Raw genomic sequence first — 15,147 nt, 5'->3', positions numbered from 1 at the left:
TCAGCTGAGGAAGTGCAGGCCGGCGTCCGGCATGAAGCCGAAGAAGCCGGGCTCGACGACGATCAGCCCATGGCGACGCTGCCCACGACCATGAAGTTGTTGAAGGTGGTATCGAAATCGGTCCTTTGCAGGGTCTTGATGCCGACCACGACCAGCGTGCCGAACATCACGAAGCCCGCCCCGCCGACGACGGGCTTGGGCAGCGACGCGAGGCGGTGGCCAGCACCGAAGCGCCCTGCCCGCTGGCCGGCAGGCCCGCGTGGCGGCTGGGCCACAGACCCCCAGAGCGTCGGCGACGGATGACCAGCGAAAAGCACAGCACCACCGGCGCCAGCATCGATACTCGGATCAGCTTGACCAGCGTCGCCGTCTCGCCCGTCTCGGGGCCGATGGAGAAGCCCGCCCCGACCACCTGCGCCACGTCGTGAATGGTGCCGCCCAGAAACACGCCGCTGTCGCGCGGCGTGAACCCGAACAGGCCCGACAGCATCGGGTAAAGCACCATGGCCACCGTGGACAAGACCGTCACCGACAGCACGGTGAAGGCCAGGTCGCGTTCCGAGCGTTCATGGCGCGGCAACACCGCGGCGATGGCCATGGCGGCCGAGGCGCCGCAAATTGCCACCGACCCGCCGGTCAGCAGCGCAAAGCGCCAATCCCGGTTGACGAAGCGCGCCGCGATCAGGCCGAACAGAATGGTCAGCACGACCCCGGCGATGACCAGTGCGATCGCGGCGCCACCCAGCCCCGCCAGCATGTCGACGCTGATGCGCGCCCCAAGCAGCGCCACCCCCAGCCGAAGCACCGTCCGGGCGGTCAGCGCCACGCCCGGGGCAGTGCGGGTGCCTTCCTCGGCCAGGAAGTTCAGCGCCAGCCCCAGCAGCAGCGCCAGCAGCATGGCGGGGGCGCCGTAATGCTCGGACAGGAACTGCGCCGTGGCCGCCACCAGAACCGATACGGCAAAGCCCGGAAAGGCGTCCGATACCATCTGGCGGGCGGGAAGCAGGTCGGTGCTGGCCATGGGGATGTCCTTGTTGAATGCAGGGCACCATCCGGCGCGAGAGGCTCGCGCCGGAGGGATCGTTTTAGCAGGGCAGGCCGGATCAGGCGGCGCCGCGCTGCGGGCGCATGTCGGCCGGATCGATGCCGGCCACGGGAACCGGCTTCTTCATCGCGTCGCGGCGGAAGGGCTCGCCCAGCTCCTGGTTCAAGAGCACCTCGATGAAGGTGGTTTCGCCGTGCTTCATCTGCCGCTCGACCGCGTCGTGCAGGGCCTGGGTCAGCTCCTCCTGCGACCTGACCTGCACGCCATTGACGCCGCAGGCCTTGGCGATGCCGGCATAGGTGGTGTCGCGGTCCAGCTCGGTGCCGACGAAGTTGTTGGCATACCACAGCGTCGTGTTGCGCTTTTCCGCGCCCCACTGGTAGTTGCGGAAGATCACCATGGTGATCGCCGGCCAGTCCTTGCGGCCCACAGACACCATCTCGTTCATTGAGATGCCGAAGGCGCCGTCGCCGGCAAAGCCGATCACCGGCGTATCGGGATTGCCGATCTTGGCGCCGAGGATCGCCGGGAAGCCATAGCCGCAGGGACCGAACAGGCCCGGAGCCAGGTATTTGCGGCCGGCCTCGAAGCTGGGATAGGCGTTGCCGATGGCGCAGTTGTTGCCGATGTCGGAGCTGACGATGGCGTCCGCCGGCACCGCCTGCATGATCGCCCGCCAGGCCTGGCGCGGGCTCATCAGGTCGCTGTCCCGCTGACGCGCTTCCTCGTTCCAGACGGTGCCCGGATCGTCGTCCTCGTGATCCAGCGAGGACAGCTCCTGCGCCCAACGCGATTTTGTCTGCGCGATCACGTCGCGGCGCTGCTGGCGGCCCTCGTCGCCGGCGGTCTGACTCAGTTGGGAAAGGATCCCGCGCGCCACCTTGCCCGCGTCGCCCTGGATGCCCACGGTGACCTTCTTGGTCAGGCCGATGCGGTCGGCGTTGATGTCGACCTGGATGATCTTCGCTTCCTTGGGCCAATAGTCGATGCCATAGCCCGGCAGGGTCGAGAACGGGTTGAGCCGCGTCCCCAGCGCCAGGACCACGTCGGCCTGTCGGATCAGCTCCATCGCGGCCTTGCTGCCGTTGTAGCCCAAGGGCCCCACCGCCAGCGGGTGGCTGCCCGGGAAGCTGTCGTTGTGCTGGTAGTTCGAGGCCACCGGTGCATCCAGCCGCTCGGCCAGCTTGGCCAGATCCGGGATCGCACCCGACAGGACGACGCCGGCACCTGACAGAATCACCGGGAACTTGGCTTCCGATAGCAGCCGCGCGGCTTCGGTCACGGCTTCCTCGCCCCCGGCCGGGCGCTCGAAGGCCACGACCTGCGGCAGATCGACGTCGATGACCTGGGTCCACATGTCGCGCGGAATGTTCATCTGCGCCGGCGCCGAGTTGCGCCAGGCCTGCATGATGACGCGGTTCAGCACCTCGGGAATGCGTGAAGGATCGCGCACTTCTTCCTGATAACACACACAATCCGCGAACAGACGCATCTGCTCCATCTCCTGGAAGCCGCCCTGGCCGATGGTCTTGTTGGCGGCCTGGGGCGTCACCAGCAAAAGCGGGGTGTGGTTCCAGTAGGCGGTCTTCACCGGCGTGACAAAGCCGGTCACCCCGGGCCCATTCTGCGCGATCATCATCGACATCTTGCCGGTCGAGCGGGTGAAGCCGTCGGCCATCAGCCCCGCATTCGTCTCATGCGCGGTGTCCCAGAACGTGATCCCGGCCTTCGGGAAAAGGTCGGACACAGGCATCATGGCCGAGCCAATGATCCCGAACGCATGTTCGATCCCATGCATCTGCAGAACTTTGACAAACGCTTCCTCGGTCGTCATCTTCATGGCGGATAGCTCCTTATGCCCGCTCGTCGCGGTAGTGATAGAGGTGATAGAGGCCCCACTGGCCAAGCCGCCGGAACGGTGTCCTCCAGCCTTCGTGGGGCAATTCATCGTTGAAAATCGGGAGGTTGGGGATGCGCTGCCGGCGACAAGATGTGCAGCGGCGGCCCGCCATGGCCGAATACATGACGCCGTTGCCGCCATAACCCAGCGCATAGAAGGCGCTCGGCAGGTCGGGCAGGCCGGTGATGCGCGGCATCATGTCGTGGCTGACATCGACCCAGCCCCACCAACTGTAATCCAGCGCGATGCCGCGCAGGGCGGGGAACTTGCGCGCCATGCCTTCGCACAACCCATTGAGATGCGAGGGATTTGCCGCATCGCGTCCGGTAATCGCAGCGCGCGAGCCGATCTGCAGCCGGTTGTCGGGCAGCAGCCGGTAATAGTGTCGCAGCGTCCGGGTATCGGTCAGGGGCGAGCCGGTGCGGATGCCCACCGCCGCAAGTTCGTCGGGCGTCAGGACCCGCGTCACGATGCTGTTCGACATGATCGGCAGCAGCCGGTCCTTGATGCGGGGGTGCAGGCCGCGGGGCGCGTAGGCCGCGGTTGCAACCGCCACACGGCGTGCACGGACCGTGCCTCCGGGCGTACACAGGGTGTGCACACCCCCCCGGTAGTCCCATCGCGTGACCGGGCTGTCGGGGTGGACGGTGGCGCCCAGCTCGCGTGCCGCCCGCAGATAGCCGAAGGCCAGTTTCGCGGCGTGGATGCCGATGCCGTCGGGTTCCCACAGGGCGCCATGCGCTTCGTGGTCGCGGGCAACCTCGCGATGGACCTGGTCGCGGTCGAGCATCCGGGCGCCATAGCCGAAGCTGTCGTTCAGCAGCGCCGCCTCGGCCCCAGAGTCGGCATGACGCCGGCCTTGTGGGCGATGTAACAGTGGCCGCCACCAGCAGATCCCACTTGATGCCGAAATTGCGCAGCAGCCCGCGAACAGTGCGAACGCCTCGACCATCTCGTGCTGCATGCCGCGCGCGACATCCATGCCCCAGCGGTGGGTCCATTGGCTGCGCTTGAGCCGGCCGGCGCTGATCTGGGCCTGGCCGCCGTTGCGGGTCGAGCAGCCATAGGCGACGCCGTTCGCCTCGAGCACCGTGGCCTTGATGCCGTGCATCTTGGCCAGGTGCAGCGCGCAGGAAAGGCCGGTATAGCCCGAGCCGATCACCGCCACGTCCACGTCCATGTCGCAGCGGACCGGGCCGTCGTCCGCAGGCGCGGGGCCGGCGGTGCCGATCCAGTAGGTCGGCGCATAGTCGCTGCGGGGACCAAGCTGGCGCGCCTTGAGCGGGTCGTAAAGCGGGTCGAACGGCACCGACCCGCGATTGTCGATGGACTGGCCATTGACGTTGCGGGTGATGATCGGGCGATCCTTGCGGATCGGCTGATTTCCACGATCAGGCCGCTTCGGAAGCGAAACAGGTCCGCGCCCTGCACCTCGATCCGGCTGCCGTCGGGCTGGGTGGCGCGGAAGGTCCATTGGCTGACGCCGCGCGTGCCGTCCTGGGACAGGAAATGCCGGTGGTCGGCCCATTCCACGTCCGGCATGGCTTGCCAGACCGCCTGGAAGGCGCGGGCGATGGCCTCGCGACCCTGGATGCGGGTGCCGTATTCGGCCTCGCCCGCGACGGTATAGAACACGCAAGCGTCGGCGAAATGGGTCATCACGGCGTCGATGTCGTGGCGGTTGAAGGCGTCGAAGGTGGCTTTCAGGTCGTCGGCGGTCAGGGTGCGGGTCATCTGCGGATACTCCTGTGGTCAGTGCCCTGCATGCGACCCTCACAGCCGGATCCTGCGATAAGGTGCCAGCAGTCGCAGCGGTCGCCTCCACGGCGAAGGGCAAGGTGACTCCCGCTGACCGCCGCTGCTCTCGCCCGGGATGCCCGAGGCGATGACCAGGCTCTGGCGAATGGGTGGCGTCGGAAGCGCATTGATCTTCTGCTCGATCAGCGGAAGGTAATGGATCGGGTCGAAGACGATCTCATCGCGTTCCCAGCACCGGGGATGGCGGGCGATCACCTCGCCACGACTACCGATCACCACTTCATGCATATAGGCCCGGATCCAGACATCCTGATGGCCAGGCTCAGGAGCCGACCGCGACGATGCCGGAGAGATGTTTTCCGCCAGGATCGCGCCGTCGCAGATCGCCGCGATCGCCCAGCGCCTGGTCCGGCCAAGCCAGGCCGGATCGCATAACACCTCGAACAGCTCGGGCTTCCAGTTCGCGATAGACGACAAGGCCCACGAACAGCGCATAGACGACGGCGACGACGGCGGCCTCGGTCGGGGTGACGATGCCAAAGCGGATGCCGCCCAGGATGATGACCGGCAGACCCAGCGCCCAGATCCCCTGCTAGCGGGCGCAGGCGACTTGCGCAGCGGCAGCGGCTCGGCGATCCGTGATAGCCGCGTCCCGCATCGACCCATTCATCGCAGCTGACCGCCAGGATCACGGCGCCCGGCAGGAAGCCCGCCATCACCGAAATGTCGCAATCGCCTGCGGCCCGCGCCTCGGGATGGGAGCGTCGCCAGCGGCGCAAGCGAGGTGGCCACATGATCGACGGGATCACGATCCCCGGCCGCCCGCCGCCGCCGTGACCGAGGCCGCAAGTCGCGCTGAAGCCGGCGGATCATGCCGCGGATCATCAGCATCCCCACCGCCGCCGTGGTCGCGGTGCGGCCCCGAATCGCGCGAAGCACGGCAGGCGACGATGGTGGCGTCGGACAGCGCCAATGAGGGACGGCCATGTTTTCGGCTATGCGGCGGCCGGACCATCAGCGCCGCCGTCAGGGCGCCCGCCATGATGAACGTGGGCAACGCCTTAGCGGGAACGACCGCAAGGACGTCCGGACACCGCACCATCTGATCGGGTTGCGCCCAGATACAGCATCGCGGCCAGGGCGGCGACGCCAAGCGCCACCACGATCGGCGCGCCCAGGACCATCAGCAGTGCGAAGGTGCCGAACAGGACTTCTACGACATCATCGTTCAATTCGTGTGCTCCCGGTCACCGGCGCGCTGTTCATCCTCGGCCAGTTCAAGAGCCTGCTCGACCTCGACCTTGTCGGGGTCACGCGGGTCGATCCCCTGACCAGCTTGCGGTAGTTCACCTGCAGGATGCGGATCGTCATCAGCGCAAAGGCGATGGGCAGCGCCGTGTAGACCCAGCGCATTTCCCAGCCCAGGGTCTGGGCCTTCACGAACGGCTTGAGACGCCCGATGAACTGGATCGACTGCCAGATGAAGACGATGTTGAAGGCGATCCAGAACAATCGCGATCAACTCCAGAAAGCGCGCGGTGCGGCGCGGCCATGTTCAGATGGTGCGTCATCCAGGTGGCGCCGCCCGCGCCGCATACGACACCGAAATATTCGAAAAGGAAAAGGATGATCGACAGTTCATCAGCTGCGGACCTACAAATCCGCCGAACACCTGCCGCGCGAGAGCTGGCGAACTGGCGTGGAAGATCGCCGAAGCGTTCGGCAGATGTCGCTTCATAGGGCTCATCCTTTGAGTGTTCTACTCTCCGGTAAACCGGGGCGGTTCAGGAAGAAGGCATTGACGGCGGTGCGGTCCCATACGTAGTATGGGGGCTCTCCTTCACTCATCCGGCCCGCGGGCGAGGATGACGATCAATAACATCGAAAATGGCGATCCGATGACAGAACGGGGGACATGACATCCTTGGTCGCCAGGTCCATGAGAGCGCTTTACTTCGTCGTGGCGGTGCTCGGTGATTCCCTGGGCACGTCGCCACCGGCTTCGCGGACTGCTCTCCGGTACGCCCGGGGCCAGCCGGTGACGTTCGGATCGGCCCGGCCGCGCGGGTCGTTGCCGGGATAGATGCCCTCGGCATCCGCCTGCCAGCTTTCGAACAGCGCATCGCGCAGGATCATCTCGGCGCCGTCGATGACGCGGCCGGTGATGGTGATGCGCTCGCCCTTGGCGCCCTCGCGTTCACGGTCGATGGCAGAGTGATGTTCCAGACCGCCACGCCTTCAGCTGAAGGGCGGCGTGTGTTTCATTGCAGGCCATCGGCGTCGGGTTGTTCTTGTTTTTATGGTGTGGATTTTGATGTCGTTTTTGGTGACACGGATCACCAGCCCTTGCACGGTCGGCGACCGTCGTAATCGGCTTTTTGGATTGGTATGCACCCGGAAACCCGAATGCCCCAGCCGATGATGCGCACGCCAGCATCCTCGAGGTTTGCTCGCCAGCGGTCGCCGACCTCGCCCTGCAGGTCGCGCCGCAGGCGTCGGCGCAGTCCAGGGCGCGTCGCGCGCGAAGGGCGGCGCAGGAAGCCGTGGCTGACCCCGGGCGCCGAGAAATCCACCGTCGCCGTGATGGGCGACGGCGTCAGCTGCATCTGCAACATGGCGTCAGTCCTTCACGAACAGCTTGCGCGGCACCGAGCCAGCCAGTTCCAGTTCCGCGCGGCGACGATCGTCATGGCTGGCCCCGGGATCGTCCAGCTGCACCGTCACCCCGTCGATGGGCGCGGCGATCCTGGCAAGGCGCGAGGCCAGCACCAGTCACACGCGGTTCCGGCCAGCAGTCGTGAAACTTTGATTGATGCGGTTCCACTCCCTGTGAAAGAACAAGTGTCACAGATTTCCTTGTTGAATATTGCCGCAGAGCGATGGTTTTTTGATACTGTCCATTGAAGCATGACCCTGCTTGCCAGATTGCTTGACACCCTTCCGGTTGCAGACGATCTTTCTGCGCAACGACGCCCGACCCTGCAGGGCCGGCTGGCGGCGGCGATCGTCCGGGCGATTCTGGAAAGCCGGGCCCCGCCGGGGGTGCGGCTGCCCTCGTCGCGGGGGCTTGCCGATGCGCTGGGGGTGTCGCGCATGACGGTGACGCTGGTCTATCAGGAACTGGTCAGCCAAGGCTATCTGGAGACGGCGCCGCGCTCGGGCGTGATGGTCGCGGCCACGGTGCCCACGGCCGGGTGCGGCGGCGGCCGGGGCGGCGCGCGCGTCGGACTGGGAGGGCTGGCTGGCATGTCCCGCAGCGCCAGCGGGTGATCCGCAAGCCGGCGAACTGGCGCGACTATCCGCTACCCCTTTATCTATGGCCAGGCCGATCCTCGCTGTTCGACCATGTCGCATGGCGCGACTGCGCGCGCCGGGCGCTGGGGACGCGCGATTTCGCGGAACTGGCGGCGGACCAGTATGGCGTCGATGACGCGTTGCTGATCGACTATATCTGCTCGAACAGCCTGCCCCGGCGCGGCATCCAGGCCCGCCCCGACGAGGTGCTGGTGACGCTGGGCGCGCAGAACGCGCTGTTCCTGGCGATCGAACTGCTGGCTCGCCCCGACCGGCTGGCCGTGACCGAGGAGCCGGGATACCCCGATTTCGCCGAGGCGCTGCGCCGGGCGCGCAGCCCCACCACCTTTCTGCCGCTGGGGGCAGGGGCCTTGATCCGGCGATACCGCCCGGGCCACGCCGCTCGTATCGTCACGCCCAGCCACACATCCCGACCGGCGCGACCATGCCGCTGGACCGCCGCCGCCAGCTGCTGGCGCGGGCCGCGGCCGAGGATTTCCTGATCATCGAGGACGATTACGATTTCGAGATGTCCTATCTGGCGCCGCCGGCACCCGCGCTGAAGTCCCTGGACCGGGCCGGACGGGTCATCTATATCGGCAGCTTTTCCAAGGCGTTGTTTCCCGGCTTGCGGATCGGCTACATGGTCGCGCCCGCCCCCTTGATCGCGCGGGCGCGCGACCTGCGCGCGATCATGCTGCGCCACCCGCCCGCGCATCTGCAGCGCATCACCGCCTATTTCCTGGCCCAAGGCCATTACGACGCCCATATCGTGCGGCTGCGGCAGGCGCTGAAGGCCCGGCGCCAGGTGCTCGAGGAGGCGATTTCGCGCACCTCGCTGGTGATCGCGGGCGCGGCGGCCTCGGGCGGGTCCAGCGTCTGGATCCGGGGCGCGCCGGATGTCGACAGCGCGGACCTGGCCCGGCGGCTGCGCGCCGAAAGCGTGCTGATCGAGCCGGGGCACGTCTTTTTCGAAACCCCGCCCGAGCCCTGCCCGTTCTTTCGCTTGGGCTATTGCTCGATCACTGACGGTCGATCCCCGAGGGCGTCTGCCCGCATCGACCGGATGACACGGGCCTGGCGCAGCAGGCGGCTAAGCCAGGCGGACCGCCAACAGCCGCCCGGCCAAGTGGCCACGATCGCGCTGGCAACCTCCATCGCGCCATCCTTGGCGCCTGCACCGCCCCGGGCGAGCTGGTGTCCACGCTGGCCAGGAAAGCCGATGCCGTGGCACAGCCAGTACCGGCAGGTCGCGCAGCGTCATGCCGTCGGGCAGGCCCAGCCGCAGCACATGGCGGCGAACCAGCTAAACAGCGTGATCCCCAGCGGCTTGCCGGTCATGAACCCCGCCAGCACCGCAGTCGTGGGGATCGAAAGCGCTGAACTGACCCCGGTCATGAACAGTCCAAAGGCCCATAGCCACCAGCAGCAGCGGCAGATGGCATGTTCATAGTCCTGTGGCGGGTCGGTGGCATGGCGTTCCTCCGCCCGCAAGTCTGCAATAAATGTTGCAGCGCGCCATGCGGAATAGCCTTGATGATCGCGCAGCCCCAGCGCCGGATGCAGCCCGGCGCGGCAGAACCTCGTACCAACTGAGACAGCCGGCGGCACATAGGGCAGGCCACTAGCTCGCGCCCGTCCAGCTCGCGTTGCCGGCCATTTCCTCGGGGACGTGGCCACGCCGGTGTCGGCGTCGTCTTGCGCGCCAGCCTGCAAGGCCGCAGGGACGCCAGCAGCAGCCAGGCTAGCGTCAGATCGCGCGATGGATCGAACACAGCAAGGATCGCCAGACCCGCCGACGGGCTGTCGCGGCAGCATTTCGCGGCGGGCACCGACCGGCTGCTGTCGGCGCAGGAGTTAGTGATAGAGGCAGCCGACCAGATAGGATTGGCGGTCGATTTCCGGAGGACCGGCAAGCCCGGCCCATATCGGCCGGACCCCAGCAGGACGGCCAGCGTCAAGAGACGGCGATCGGCCCCATCATTCCGCCAGCTTGGCGATCAGGCGTCAAAGGCCCAGGCCCAGCGAGCCGCCCGACATCTCCATCCCCCAGACCTCTACGCGGCCATGCAAAGAACAAGGCCATCGGACGGTCGAGATCAGGAATGCAGGGCAACTCGTTGGAAATCCATCGTCCTTGCTCCTCTCAGGAAGCATGGACCCAATCACCCATACACAGAAGACCTGACACTCTCGATAAAGCGGAAGATGGTCGTCAAACTTGGCGACAAGGATGTGGGCCAGCAGGCCAGCACCGCGCCCCCTAAAGCATCAGCGATTATCGAGACGGTGTCTGCCCTAATGCGATCCGAGCGGTATGCCTCTGCCCTAGCAGTCATGATCTTTAGCAGGTTTGCCGTTATCGGAGACAAGAATGTCCAGACGTCAGATCAAACTTGGCCTGTCCATGCGGGCCGTGGCTATCACGCGGGCGGCTGGCGCCACCCTGCGACGTGCCGGCGGACGGCGCCATGCGCTTGCATTTCAGGCCGGTGAACCGGTGCTGTGGCGCGCACCGAATTTTCTGGTACCCTGTCCCGTTAATCGCCCGGTGCCTGAAGGCGTATCGCTATGACATCGCGCAGATAATAAATGCCGCCGGGTTCGGGCACGTCTCGATATCGCGGAAGCGGGGTCGAGCCACGATCCCTCGGTGCCCCCGGTCATCCGGGTCTATGACGTCGCGGGCGACGGCCTGGCCGGCCGCGACTTCGCGCAGGACCGGCATGCCGCTGCCGGCAATCGCAGCCGCAATCGGCAGCGGATGGCAAACCGCAGCCCTTCGGCAGGTTCACCGGGCTTGGCATCGCCCGCAGCCGCGCGCCGCCGCCTCGCGGCGATGCTCTGGCTCGAGCGAGGGCGCGGCGGCGACAGCGCGCGGGTATAGGGATGGCCGGGGCGGCAAAGATCGCGGCGCCGGTGCGCGCTCGACGATCGGCCCAGATACATCACCGCGATCGCGCGCAGACGTGCCGCACCATGGCCAGGTCGTGGCTGATGAACAGATAGGTCAGCCCGGTGCTGCGTTGCATCCGGCGAATCAGGTTCAGCACCTGCGCCTGCACCGCCACGTCCAGCGCCGACACCGGCTCGTCAAAGGCGATCCTGTCGGGTTTGGTCGCCAGCGCGCGCGCCAGCCCGATCCGCTGCCGCTGCCCGCCGAGAACTGATGCGGGAAAGCGACGTCAGGTGGGCGCGCAGCCCGACCTGGATCAGCTGTCCCGCCCGCTCCAAGGCCGAGGCGCGGCTTTCCCCCAGGTTCAGCGGTCCCTCGATCATGGCCGATGCGTCGGCGGGTTCAGTGACGAGAACGGGTCCTGAAAACCATCGGAAGCGCGGCCTGGCCCGGCGCAGCTCTTCGCCCTCAATGTGGTGACCGCAAGCCGTCCAGATCGACCTCGCCCAGCAGTGCGGACCAGGCACTGCCCCACCGTGGTCTTGCCCGAGCCGCTTTCGCCAACCAAGGCCAGGGTCTCGCCCTTGGGGATGGCAAAGGACAGGTCGTCCACCGCCTTGACGACATGGCCCGAAGGGGTCGGGAAGTGCTTGACCAGGTTCCTGACGCAAGCAGCCGCGCGCGAACATCGCCGCTTCAAGATCAAGCTGGCGGTCATTGCCCGCGGACAGCCCGACATGGCGCGGCTGGACGGCGCGGCATGCCACGGCCGCAAGCCGGCAGCGCGGCGCGAAAGCGCAGCCGCGACCCAGGTCGGTCAGCGCGGGCACGATCGGGATTCGGGCAAGTCGGCAGCGGGGTCGGCGTCGATCCAGTAGAAGGACGCGAGAGGCCGCCGAGTATAGGCGCCGCGCGGGGCGCGGAACAGATCGGCGGTGGGCGCGGTCTCGACGCAATCGCCGCGCAGCATCACCAGCGTCCGGTCCGAGATTTCCGCCACCACCCCCATGTCATGGGTGATGAACAGGACCGACATCGCCTCTTCTTCCTGCAGCTCGTCCAGCAGGTCAAAGATCTGCGCCTGCACGGTCACGTCCAGCGCGGTCGTCGGCTCGTCCGCGATCAGCAGCCTGGGTTCGCAGGCCAGCGCCATGGCGATCATCACGCGCTGGCGCATGCCGCCCGACAGCTGATGCGGATAGGCCTGCGCGCGCTGTTCCGGTTCGGGCACCCGACCGCGCCAGCAGTTCGACGGCGCGGGCAGCCGCGATCTGGGCCGACCTTCCGGTGCGGCGCAGCACCTCGGCGATCTGCTCGCCCACGCGATACAGCGGGTCCAGCGCCGTCATCGGGTCCTGGAAGATCATGGCGATGCCGCCGCGCAGGTCCTCCCACGCCTTCTCGGGCAGGCCCAGCAGGTCGGTGGCGTCGAATTCGATCCGCCCGCTGGCCTTGGCGTTCCTGGCCAGCAGGCCGATCAGGCCGATCAGCGACAGCGCCGTGGCGGACTTGCCGCAGCCGGATTCGCCGCCCAGCGCTAGCACCTCGCCCGGGCGCAGCGTGAAGGACACGCCGCCGCACATTCGCCGTGCCGCGGCGCGGGTGAAGTCGGCCTTGCGCTTGCGGATGTCCAGAACGGGTTCGGCATGGCAGCGTGTGCAGGCTTTCGGTCGAGAAGTTCTTGACCCGGCCCAGGCTGACGCCCAGTTCGGACCGGAAGCGCCGGGCGGCCTCGTCCAGCTCGATCCTCGTGCGGCGTTCGCGCAGGTCCAGATCGACGCGCAGCTGCATCATCAGCACCCGCAGGAACACCCCCACGATGGGGACGGACAGGCCACGGACACTGAGTCCGGCCTCGAACAGGGTGGCCTGGCGTTGGTCAGCGTGGCCGATCCGATCAGGGAGCGGCAAGGCGTTGGGCAGGATCACGGCCGTGAGGCCGTCGCCCGCGCCGATCGCGCGCATGGCGTTGACATATTCCCTTGCGGATGCGGCGGAATGCGGACGGGTTAGGCGGGCGGTCTGCGGCCAGCTGACGATGCCGATGGCCAGCGCCACGTTGACCGCGTCGGCTGGAACAGGTCACCACCACCTGGCGAACAGAAGCGGCGGCAACACCTGGTGTCCCCGGTCACGCGCATCATCGAGAACGGCGCCCAAACGCCATAGAGGGGCGTAGGCGCCGATCAGCAACGACATGCGCTGGTGATGATGGCTGCGTCAAAGCCCACGGCCAAAGTGGCACTGCCGCCTGCGATCAGCCCGGCCAGGATGTCGCGGCCCAGGTTGTCGGTGCCCAAGGGGATAGTCGCCTCTTCGCCGGGCGGCGTCAGCGGCGCCCAGACGATCTCGAACGGATCGACGTGATAGAGATGCGGACCGGCGAAGGTCATTCCCATGACCAGCAGCAGCAGCGCCAGGCCCAGCATGGCAGAGGGGCTGCGGCGGCAGATGTCCCACGCCCGTGCCGATGGACGGCGGGCGCTGGAACCGAGGATCTTCCAGGCGCGGATGTCAGCGTCCTTTGGCGAAGCGCAGCACGCGAGAGATCAGCGGATCGAACAGGCCCGCGGATGACGTCATGATGGTGAAGAACAGGATGCCGAACATCGGCTAGTCGCGCGCCAGTTCGGCGGCAGGCCAGCGTGCCGAGGCCGTCCCAGCAGATCGCCTCTCGACCAGCACCGGCCGGAGATCGATGACGCCGAACCGCACCCGGGACGGTTACCATCGGCGACAGCGCGTTCCGCAAGGCTGGCGGCGAAAGACGGTGGCTGAGGCCGCTGGCGCGCTGGTGGCGGATGAAATCGGCGCCAGAACTTCCAGCATCGAGGCACGCGTCATCCGTGATGTTCATCGTGTCGATCGAGCCGTTCAGGATCGGCACCAGCCCGACCAGCAGCAGCGGCACCAGCACGACGATCGCCATGACCCGCTGCGCCTCGTGCCCGCGACTGTGGTGCAGCCGTTGACTGTGAAGCTCTTGGACAGATCACCTGCATCATGCCGGTCGCGGTTGGAATAGCCGATCAGCACGACGCTGAGCCAGCCGATGAAGATGAAGACAGTCGCTAGCAAGCACGACCAACCGGCGGGCCCACGATCAGCGGCATAGCCCAGCGCGGCGCCCCAGCCGGATTGACGCGCCAAGCCGCGACAGGATCAGATCGACAACCGCGCGATTGGAATCGCGACCTGCCCGCTCGCCCTGCCGCGCCGCCTGAAACCCCTGCATGTTCGGGGTCAGGGCGGCATAGCGGATGCCGGGGCGGCGGCGGATGGCGGCCATCACCTCGGCGCTGGCACCGCCCATCTGGCGGCACGACCTCGGCGGCGTCACCGGGTCAGCCCGCTGGTCCGAAAAAGGTCAGACCAGGCGGCATGGTTCAGGGCGGCGCAACTGCGTCTGCGCGAGGAACTGCGGCGCGATCTCGTCGCCGTGATCGGCAGGGACGCAGACCTGGTTCTCAGCGTGGCGCTGGACGGTGCCAGCCAGATCGAAATGGGTATGCTGCTCGGCCTGTCGGAACCGGCGCGGCCCGGAAACGCTATCAGCGCGCCGTGGTGGCGCTGCGGCAGCATCATGGGCCAGGAGGGATCGGGTCCCACGGATCGACGACGTCCACGCCGGCGGCGTTGATCAGCTCGTCCAGCTCTTCGTTGCAATGTTGCTGGTGTATTATGGACGTGCCTGAATCACCTGCGCGGCCTGCTGTTCGAGCATCAACCTTCGAGCTTCCGTTCATCCCGTTCACCGGGTGCGCCTGTCGGAGATTGGCGAGGCCGACCGTGTGGAAGTTGTTCTGACGAACCCTCCCTTCGGCGGGGAGGAAGAAACAGGCATTCTGAACAACTTCCCCGAAGATTCAGATATTCGGCGACGGCGAGCGTGCTGGTCCGCGACGCGAGGGGGATGCGCGACCCTAGCGCAGTCGGCACTCCCCATGGGCTGCCTCGGCCGAAGCGTCTTGGCCTTGTCGAGGTCGAAGTCGTATCGCGCGATCTCGGCCGAGGAATAGGGGCCGTCTTCGGGCAGCGGCAGGCCGTAAAGCGGCAGGCCATAGCCGAAGAATGCGACCTTGGACACCGCCTCGCGGTCGATGGCATAGCCGATGGCGCGGCGCACGCGCGGATCGGAAAGGCCGGGGCGCGAGACGTTCGACCACAGGCTCATGAAGGCCGAGGCCGCCAGAACCCGGTCGGTCCCGGTCGGTGTCGAATGTCCCAGCCGTCGGATCGGCGGGTGCCGTCGTC

At 67.0% G+C, this 15,147-nt stretch carries 24 protein-coding genes and 3 pseudogenes; 6 read left to right on the top strand and 21 right to left on the bottom strand.

The window, feature by feature from the left end:
* Positions 1-62 precede the first annotated feature (62 nt).
* From DPM13_RS23465 to DPM13_RS23455, 13 genes and pseudogenes are all read right to left on the bottom strand, one after another.
* Positions 63-167: a hypothetical protein gene (locus DPM13_RS23465; RefSeq protein ID WP_112888163.1), complete on the bottom strand. Its 105-nt coding sequence runs from the start codon at positions 165-167 to the stop codon at positions 63-65.
* Entirely contained in the window at positions 167-1,021 is an 855-nt protein-coding gene (locus DPM13_RS12890) for a YeiH family protein (protein WP_223252009.1), read from the bottom strand. The genes DPM13_RS23465 and DPM13_RS12890 overlap by 1 nt, the downstream gene beginning before the upstream one ends.
* A gap of 82 nt (positions 1,022-1,103) precedes the next feature.
* Complete coding sequence (gene xsc, locus DPM13_RS12885) at positions 1,104-2,885, bottom strand: sulfoacetaldehyde acetyltransferase (protein WP_080621907.1); 1,782 nt, start codon at positions 2,883-2,885, stop codon at positions 1,104-1,106.
* A 13-nt stretch (positions 2,886-2,898) separates the two neighbouring features.
* Positions 2,899-4,254: an NAD(P)/FAD-dependent oxidoreductase gene (locus tag DPM13_RS12880; protein WP_397246381.1), complete on the bottom strand. Its 1,356-nt coding sequence runs from the start codon at positions 4,252-4,254 to the stop codon at positions 2,899-2,901.
* Between the two features lie 42 nt (positions 4,255-4,296).
* A pseudogene (locus tag DPM13_RS23460) lies at positions 4,297-4,679 on the bottom strand (nuclear transport factor 2 family protein); the annotation flags it as partial.
* Between the two features lie 186 nt (positions 4,680-4,865).
* Positions 4,866-5,021: pseudogene (locus DPM13_RS12870) on the bottom strand (Mu transposase domain-containing protein); the annotation flags it as partial.
* Positions 5,022-5,025: 4 nt separating this feature from the next.
* Positions 5,026-5,238, bottom strand: a complete 213-nt coding sequence (locus tag DPM13_RS27130) for a TRAP transporter large permease subunit (protein WP_397246378.1) — start codon at positions 5,236-5,238, stop codon at positions 5,026-5,028.
* 526 nt (positions 5,239-5,764) lie between these two features.
* Positions 5,765-5,935, bottom strand: a complete 171-nt coding sequence (locus DPM13_RS20990; RefSeq protein ID WP_189654674.1) for a hypothetical protein — start codon at positions 5,933-5,935, stop codon at positions 5,765-5,767.
* The gene (locus DPM13_RS12860; RefSeq protein ID WP_223252007.1) at positions 5,925-6,215 is read right to left on the bottom strand and encodes a TRAP transporter small permease subunit; all 291 of its coding nucleotides are present in this window, start codon (positions 6,213-6,215) and stop codon (positions 5,925-5,927) included. The genes DPM13_RS20990 and DPM13_RS12860 overlap by 11 nt, the downstream gene beginning before the upstream one ends.
* A gap of 55 nt (positions 6,216-6,270) precedes the next feature.
* Positions 6,271-6,441, bottom strand: a complete 171-nt coding sequence (locus tag DPM13_RS20985) for a hypothetical protein (RefSeq protein WP_189654673.1) — start codon at positions 6,439-6,441, stop codon at positions 6,271-6,273.
* A gap of 212 nt (positions 6,442-6,653) precedes the next feature.
* Positions 6,654-6,869: a hypothetical protein gene (locus DPM13_RS12855; RefSeq protein ID WP_397246375.1), complete on the bottom strand. Its 216-nt coding sequence runs from the start codon at positions 6,867-6,869 to the stop codon at positions 6,654-6,656.
* A 170-nt stretch (positions 6,870-7,039) separates the two neighbouring features.
* Positions 7,040-7,318 carry a hypothetical protein gene (locus DPM13_RS20980; protein ID WP_189654672.1) on the bottom strand — a complete coding sequence of 93 codons (279 nt, stop codon included), beginning with the start codon at positions 7,316-7,318 and terminating at the stop codon, positions 7,040-7,042.
* A gap of 4 nt (positions 7,319-7,322) precedes the next feature.
* On the bottom strand, positions 7,323-7,472 hold the full coding sequence (locus tag DPM13_RS23455; protein ID WP_223252006.1) for a hypothetical protein: 150 nt from the start codon (positions 7,470-7,472) through the stop codon (positions 7,323-7,325).
* Positions 7,473-7,610: 138 nt separating this feature from the next.
* Between DPM13_RS23455 and DPM13_RS23450 the strand changes: the two genes are divergently transcribed.
* From DPM13_RS23450 to DPM13_RS23440, 3 genes are read left to right on the top strand one after another with little or no spacing between them, the layout of a single operon-like run.
* Positions 7,611-7,973 (top strand): GntR family transcriptional regulator, encoded by a 363-nt coding sequence (locus DPM13_RS23450; RefSeq protein WP_223252005.1) that lies wholly within the window; start codon positions 7,611-7,613, stop codon positions 7,971-7,973.
* On the top strand, positions 7,970-8,500 hold the full coding sequence (locus DPM13_RS23445; RefSeq protein ID WP_223252004.1) for an aminotransferase-like domain-containing protein: 531 nt from the start codon (positions 7,970-7,972) through the stop codon (positions 8,498-8,500). The genes DPM13_RS23450 and DPM13_RS23445 overlap by 4 nt, the downstream gene beginning before the upstream one ends.
* Positions 8,443-9,450, top strand: coding sequence for an aminotransferase-like domain-containing protein (locus DPM13_RS23440; RefSeq protein ID WP_262983131.1), 1,008 nt, complete (start codon positions 8,443-8,445; stop codon positions 9,448-9,450). Before DPM13_RS23445 ends, DPM13_RS23440 begins: the two co-directional genes overlap by 58 nt.
* A 725-nt stretch (positions 9,451-10,175) precedes the next feature.
* Here the strand turns inward: DPM13_RS23440 and DPM13_RS27125 are convergent.
* Positions 10,176-10,253, bottom strand: a pseudogene (locus DPM13_RS27125) (IS66 family transposase); the annotation flags it as partial.
* Between the two features lie 397 nt (positions 10,254-10,650).
* Here DPM13_RS27125 and DPM13_RS20975 point away from each other — a divergent pair.
* A complete protein-coding gene (locus DPM13_RS20975; RefSeq protein WP_189654671.1) occupies positions 10,651-10,884 on the top strand; it encodes a hypothetical protein in 234 nt (77 codons plus the stop codon).
* A gap of 61 nt (positions 10,885-10,945) precedes the next feature.
* On the opposite strand, the gene DPM13_RS20970 is transcribed toward DPM13_RS20975, so the two are convergent.
* The 4 genes from DPM13_RS20970 to DPM13_RS23425 all read right to left on the bottom strand — a co-directional run bounded on the left by DPM13_RS20970 (position 10,946) and on the right by DPM13_RS23425 (position 12,464).
* The gene (locus DPM13_RS20970) at positions 10,946-11,083 is read right to left on the bottom strand and encodes a hypothetical protein (protein ID WP_189654670.1); all 138 of its coding nucleotides are present in this window, start codon (positions 11,081-11,083) and stop codon (positions 10,946-10,948) included.
* Positions 11,084-11,272: 189 nt separating this feature from the next.
* Positions 11,273-11,599 carry an ATP-binding cassette domain-containing protein gene (locus DPM13_RS26100; protein WP_317616309.1) on the bottom strand — a complete coding sequence of 109 codons (327 nt, stop codon included), beginning with the start codon at positions 11,597-11,599 and terminating at the stop codon, positions 11,273-11,275.
* 111 nt (positions 11,600-11,710) lie between these two features.
* On the bottom strand, positions 11,711-12,070 hold the full coding sequence (locus DPM13_RS23430) for an ATP-binding cassette domain-containing protein (protein ID WP_262983130.1): 360 nt from the start codon (positions 12,068-12,070) through the stop codon (positions 11,711-11,713).
* Complete coding sequence (locus tag DPM13_RS23425; RefSeq protein ID WP_262983129.1) at positions 11,961-12,464, bottom strand: ATP-binding cassette domain-containing protein; 504 nt, start codon at positions 12,462-12,464, stop codon at positions 11,961-11,963. The genes DPM13_RS23430 and DPM13_RS23425 overlap by 110 nt, the downstream gene beginning before the upstream one ends.
* Here DPM13_RS23425 and DPM13_RS23420 point away from each other — a divergent pair.
* On the top strand, positions 12,454-12,906 hold the full coding sequence (locus tag DPM13_RS23420) for a hypothetical protein (protein ID WP_223252003.1): 453 nt from the start codon (positions 12,454-12,456) through the stop codon (positions 12,904-12,906). The two genes, DPM13_RS23425 and DPM13_RS23420, sit on opposite strands and share 11 nt — an antisense overlap.
* 173 nt (positions 12,907-13,079) lie before the next feature.
* On the opposite strand, the gene DPM13_RS23415 is transcribed toward DPM13_RS23420, so the two are convergent.
* The gene (locus tag DPM13_RS23415; RefSeq protein WP_262983128.1) at positions 13,080-13,322 is read right to left on the bottom strand and encodes a hypothetical protein; all 243 of its coding nucleotides are present in this window, start codon (positions 13,320-13,322) and stop codon (positions 13,080-13,082) included.
* A 269-nt stretch (positions 13,323-13,591) separates the two neighbouring features.
* On the opposite strand from DPM13_RS23415, the gene DPM13_RS19820 reads away from it, so the two are divergent.
* Positions 13,592-13,918 (top strand): hypothetical protein, encoded by a 327-nt coding sequence (locus tag DPM13_RS19820; protein WP_145963374.1) that lies wholly within the window; start codon positions 13,592-13,594, stop codon positions 13,916-13,918.
* Positions 13,919-13,996: 78 nt separating this feature from the next.
* On the opposite strand, the gene DPM13_RS27120 is transcribed toward DPM13_RS19820, so the two are convergent.
* Complete coding sequence (locus DPM13_RS27120) at positions 13,997-14,233, bottom strand: hypothetical protein (RefSeq protein WP_397244463.1); 237 nt, start codon at positions 14,231-14,233, stop codon at positions 13,997-13,999.
* A gap of 411 nt (positions 14,234-14,644) precedes the next feature.
* On the bottom strand, positions 14,645-15,067 hold the full coding sequence (locus DPM13_RS23410; RefSeq protein ID WP_223252002.1) for an ABC transporter substrate-binding protein: 423 nt from the start codon (positions 15,065-15,067) through the stop codon (positions 14,645-14,647).
* Positions 15,068-15,147: the final 80 nt, after the last annotated feature.

The organism is Paracoccus mutanolyticus (genome assembly GCF_003285265.1).
GTDB lineage: Bacteria > Pseudomonadota > Alphaproteobacteria > Rhodobacterales > Rhodobacteraceae > Paracoccus > Paracoccus yeei.
This window is presented reverse-complemented; position numbering and strand designations above follow the sequence as displayed.